Source organism: Sinomonas sp. (assembly GCF_036848755.1).
Classification (GTDB): Bacteria; Actinomycetota; Actinomycetes; order Actinomycetales; family Micrococcaceae; genus Sinomonas.
Window position 1 is genome coordinate 1 of sequence record NZ_DAIUJO010000176.1, and the last position, 5,112, is coordinate 5,112.

At 71.1% G+C, this 5,112-nt stretch carries 4 protein-coding genes; all 4 read right to left on the reverse strand.

Annotated elements, in window-relative coordinates:
* Positions 1 to 65: 65 nt before the first annotated feature.
* Positions 66 to 1,241, reverse strand: a complete 1,176-nt coding sequence (solA, locus tag V7053_RS17790; RefSeq protein WP_334173596.1) for an N-methyl-L-tryptophan oxidase — start codon at positions 1,239 to 1,241, stop codon at positions 66 to 68.
* A 134-nt stretch (positions 1,242 to 1,375) separates the two neighbouring features.
* Entirely contained in the window at positions 1,376 to 2,464 is a 1,089-nt protein-coding gene (locus tag V7053_RS17795) for a Gfo/Idh/MocA family oxidoreductase (RefSeq protein WP_334173597.1), read from the reverse strand.
* Positions 2,465 to 2,521: 57 nt separating this feature from the next.
* A complete protein-coding gene (locus V7053_RS17800; RefSeq protein ID WP_334173598.1) occupies positions 2,522 to 3,346 on the reverse strand; it encodes an SDR family oxidoreductase in 825 nt (274 codons plus the stop codon).
* A gap of 13 nt (positions 3,347 to 3,359) precedes the next feature.
* Complete coding sequence (locus V7053_RS17805) at positions 3,360 to 4,919, reverse strand: succinic semialdehyde dehydrogenase (protein WP_334173599.1); 1,560 nt, start codon at positions 4,917 to 4,919, stop codon at positions 3,360 to 3,362.
* Between the last annotated feature and the right edge of the window lie 193 nt (positions 4,920 to 5,112).

A 5,112-nucleotide genomic window follows, 5' to 3' on the forward strand; every position in this document is an offset into this window, starting at 1 on the left:
GGGCCCCTGCGGAGGTGACGGCGCGACGGAAGGGCCCCTGCGGAGGTGACGGCGCAACGGAAGGGTCAAGCCAGCCGGAAGACCGGCTCGAAACTCGGGTCGGCGATCGCCGGGCGCCGGAGGGAGAAAGCGTCGATCGGCAGCGGGGTGCCGCCGTCGGTGAGCAGCTCCGAGAGGATCCTCCCGATCAGGCTCGCGAACTTGCCGGCGTGCCCGGCGCCGTTGAAGACGGCGACGTGCGGTGCGTGCGGCAGCGTGTCGAGGACGAAGTCGCGATCGGGGGCCATGTCGTACACGCACGTCCGGTTGGCGTACACGGGCCCCGCGGCCGAAGGCAGGTATCGCTCGAGGAACCCGCGCAGGATCGCCGCCTCGTCGTCGTCGCCCTCGAAGACGCGCTCGCCGCTCTCGATGAACCGCCCGCGCATATCCCGTGCGAGCTTCACCGCGGGCTCACCGTAGACGGGGAAGCCGTAGAAAGCCTGCTCCCCATGGAAGATCCAGATGGGGAACTTCGACGGCGTGAAGTCCGCGAGGTGCAGCGATGTGAAGTAGCTGACCTGCTCTTGCGAGAGCGTGAGGCTGTAGTCCAGACCGAGGTCCGGCATGAGCTCCCCGAGCCAGGACGCGGCGGCCACTACGAGGTTGCCGGCGTCGAAATCACCGCGCGGAGTCCGTACCGTCACGCTTCCCGAGCGGACGACGACGCCCGTCACCTTCGTGCGTGGGAGGAACTCGACTCCGTGGGCCAGCGCGAGCGACGTGTGCGCGGCGACGCTCTTGCGGATGTCGATCAGGCCGCCGGCCTCCTGGTACATGCCTGTGACGTCGTCGTCGATGCGCCACTGGGGGTAGCGGGCACGGATCTCACGCGCGGTGAGGTCCTCGTAGGGAATCCCCTCGGCCGCGAGGGCCGCCCTGTACGCGCCGAGCTCGGCGAGGCTGCCCTCGGCGGAGGTCGCGAGATCGAGCCCTCCGGTCTTGACGTAGAGCTGGAGTCCGGACCGTTGCTCGATCTCGTGCCAGGCCTCGAACATGGCCGGCGTGAGCTTCGTGTAGTCGGTGCTGTGGTAGGCGTGGCGGATGATGCGCGAGACGTCGCCGGACGAGTTGAGAGTATTCACGAGGTCGAACTGCTCGATCACTAGCACCCGCGTCCCGGGGCGCCGCGACAGCCAGTAGGCCGCTGCCGAGCCGATCGCGCCAGCCCCGATCACGATGTGCGTGTAGCCCTGCGGCATGCCTCTCCTCTCGCTGGCCCCTCGCCGCGAGAGGCCCGACCCATCCTCCCAGAATCGCCGCGCCGTTCGGACCCAGCCCCGCGCCGGACCGGGAGGTTATGTCCGAAGGGCGGGGCGCCGTCGTCGTGAACCGCCTAGCCTCGGGAGGGGACGCCGGCCACCCGCGCCGTCTCCCCCGTCCCCACGGCTTCGATGCAGGCGCGGGCGACGGCGAGTGCGCGCCGCGCGTCGTCGAGCCCTGGTGTGAGCGGCACGCCGTGGTCCGGGGCCTCGCCGCCGTCGCGCCTCGCCCGCACATGCGCCGCGAAGTCGGCCAGCTCGGCCCTGTAGGCCTCGGCGAAGAGCTCGATGTTCAGGCGCGGGGTCTCGGCCGAAAGGCCCTTCGCGCCGAACCGGACGGCCGCTGTCTCGGTCGCGCGCCCGGCCTGGACCATGCCGCGTGAGCCGAAAACCTCGCCCCGGACGTCGTACCCGTACAGGGTGGAGAAGCTCGCCTCGGCGACGGCGATCGCGCCGTTCTCGTAGCGCACCGTCACGACGGCTGTGTCGAGGAAGCCCGTGCCCCTGAGCTCCGGCTCGACCAGGGCGTCCGCGGCAGCATGGACGCTCACCGGCTCCGCGCCCGAGTTGTACCAGTTGAGGGCGTCGAAGTCGTGGATGAGCGTCTCGAGGAAGATCGTCCCAGGCGGCACGCGCTCGGCATTGCGGATGCTCCCCGTGCCGGGGTCGCGGGTGAGCGAACGGAGCAGCTGCGGGGTGCCGACGACGCCGTCCGCAACGTCCCGCCGCGCCGCGAGGAAGTCCGCGGCATAGCGGCGATTGAAGCCGACCTGCCAGTGGACCCCCGCGTCGCCCACTGCCTGCTCGACCCGCGCGAGCTCATCGAGGTCGAGCGAGGCCGGCTTCTCACAGAAGACGTGCTTGCCAGCGCGCGCCGCGGCGATCGAAAGCTCGGCGTGGAACCGCGCCGGCGCGGCGATCACGACGGCGTCGACCTCTGGGTCCGAGATGACATCTTCGGGCTCGGGGCTCACGCGGGCGACGCCGAGCTCGGCGGCGAGCAACTGCGCCGCCTCGAGCGCGGGATCGGCGATGGCGACGAGGCTCGCGTCGGGGATGCGCTGCGCGAGGCTGCGGGCGTGGAAGCTACCCATCCAGCCCGCGCCGACGAGGCCGACGCGGACGGGTTCGGGACGAGCGGACGTGACGGGAACGTAGGTCATGGATGATCCTCTCGGAACAGCTGGTGCGACGATCTTCCCAACCGGCGTCGACGTCCGCTAGCGCCGAGTGGCCCCTTGGCCGCGCCCCACGAAGTGGTCCATCGTCCTGTTGATGCCGAAGAAGTCCGCGAGCCGGTCGAAGGCGGGAACCGGGAGCGCGCGCATGACGGGGACGAGCCGGGCGAAGGGCGGCAGGACGAGCTGCTCACGGCCGGCCTCGATGGCCTCGATGACCTTCCGCGCGACGTCGGCCTGCTCGAGGATGGGCAGCAGCAGCGGGAACTTGGTCCGCACTCCCTCGAACATCCCGGTGTTGATGTAGTAGGGACAGACCACGAGCGTCCCCACGCTGTGCCCATCGGCTCGGAGCTCGGCGCGGAGCGATTCCATGAAGCCCAGGGAGGCGAACTTGCTCGCCGAGTAGTCCGTCTGTCGGGCGACGCCGATCAGTCCAGCCGCGCTCGCGATGGTCGCCACGGTGCCTCGTCCGCGCTCGAGCATGCCCGGGAGGAAGGCCCGCGTGACCCAGTAGGGCGCGAGCGCGTTCACCTCGAAGGTGCGCCGAATAGCTGCCTCGTCTGCCTCGAGCAGGCGCTTGCCGGTCACCACGCCCGCGTTGTTCACGACGACGTCGACCTCGCCCGAGTCCCGGGCGGCTTCCCCCACCTGGTCGGAGTCCGCGACATTGACGCCTCGCGAGCTGGCGCACCCTCCGGCGGCGGTGATCTCCGCTTCGACGGCGGCGCCACCCTCCTCGGACAAGTCCCAGACCACGACCTCGGCGCCGCGGCGCGCGGCCTCGAGCGCCATGAGCCGCCCGATGCCGGACGCGCCGCCCGTGATCAGGACGCGCGAGCCGGCCAACGGGGTCCCCTTGTACATGAGCTCCTCCTCGTCAGCGGAAGTGGTTGAGGATCCGTGTGGCGCGGGTGAACAGGTTGGCGAAGGTCTCGTTGCTCATGCCGCCGAAGGGGGCAACGGGCACGCCGCGCTGAACCGAGATGGTTTGGGCCTCGGTGTACTTCAGGAGCCCCTCGGAGCCGTGCCTGCGGCCCACGCCGGACTCCTTCCACCCGCCCATGGGCGAGCCGTGCGAGGCCCACGCTGCGGCGTAGCCCTCGTTGATGTTGACCGTTCCGGCCTCGATCCGTGCGCCGAGCGCGACTCCTCGGGACGGCGTGGTCCACACGCTCGCGTTGAGGCCGAACTCGCTGTCGTTGGCCCGCGTGATCGCCTCCTCCTCCGAGGCGACCGGATAGATCGCCACGACGGGGCCGAAGGTCTCCTCCCGCACGAGCTTCGCGTCCTCGGGAACGTCGGTCAGCACGGTCGGGGCGAAGAAGCTCGGACCGACGTCGGGGCGAGCAGTGCCGCCGGCGAGGACCCGCGCCCCCCTTTCCACGGCGTCGTCAACGTGCGCCTGCACCTTGGCGAGCTGCGCGGGCGAGACGAGCGAGCCCATGTCCGCCTCCCACGAGGTCCCCGCACTCACTTCCAGGCGCCGAACGGCGTCGAGGAAGGCCTCCGTGAAGCGCTCGCGGACGGCCTCGTCCACGTAGATCCGCTCGGGGCCCACGCAGAGCTGTCCCGCGTTCGCGAAGCACGCGCGCGCCGCGCCGGCCGCCGCGGCCGGGAGGTCGGCGTCGGCCGCGACAATGAGCGGATTCTTCCCGCCCAGCTCGGCGGAGAAGCCGATGAGCCGCGCTGCGCACTGCTGCGCGAGCAGTCGACCGGTCTGCGTCGAGCCGGTGAACATGAGGAAGTCAACGGACCTGACGAGCTTCGGCCCCAGCACGGGGCCGGGGCCCACGACGACCTGCATCAGGCCATCGGGCAGGCCCGCGGCAAGGAGCAGCTCGAGGACCAGCAGCGCGGTGAACGGCGTCTGATGGTCCGGCTTGGCCACGACGGCGTTGCCCGCGAGCAGGGCCGGGACGGAGTCGCTCGCCACGAGCGTGAAGGGATAGTTCCAGGGGGTGATCACTCCGACGACTCCCTTGGGCTGCCGCAGCTCGGTCGTCTGGGTGAGGAGGGGAAACGCGCCCACGTGGCGGCGCGGCTTGAGAAGCCCCGGCGCCGTGTGGGCGTAGTGGGAAGCCGTCATCGACGCATCGATGACCTCTTCGAGCGCGGCGAGGCGGGACTTGCCAGTCTCGGCCTGGATGACGTCGAGGATCTCGTCGCGCCGGTCAAGGACGGACTTGGCAAAGCGCCGGCCGACGGCGGCGCGATCCTTGGGCGGTAGGGCGGCCCAGCGCTTCTGGGCCGCGCGGGCGCGCTCCACTGCCGCCTCGACGTCACCGTCCGCCGCCTGGCGGACGACGCCGACGAGGCGGCCGTCGAACGGGCACGTCACCTCGAGCTCGGGCCCCGTTCCGGCGGAGAGCGAAGCGAGGCGAGTGGTGTCCGGGAGAGTCCAGGGCGGGGGTGGGGACGTCGTCGTCCGGGTGTTCACGGGACGAGCATAACGCCCCGCCTCGGGCGAATGCTACTCGTGAGTAACCGGCGTCGGGCGGCCCTTCGCGTCGGCTCCGGTCGGCTGGATTACGGGCTCCCCAGCTACGCCTCGGCGAGGACCCCGACGGACCGGGCGGCGTCGAGCAGGACCCTGGCGGCGACCTCGAGGCCCTCGATGCGGCCGAGCGAGA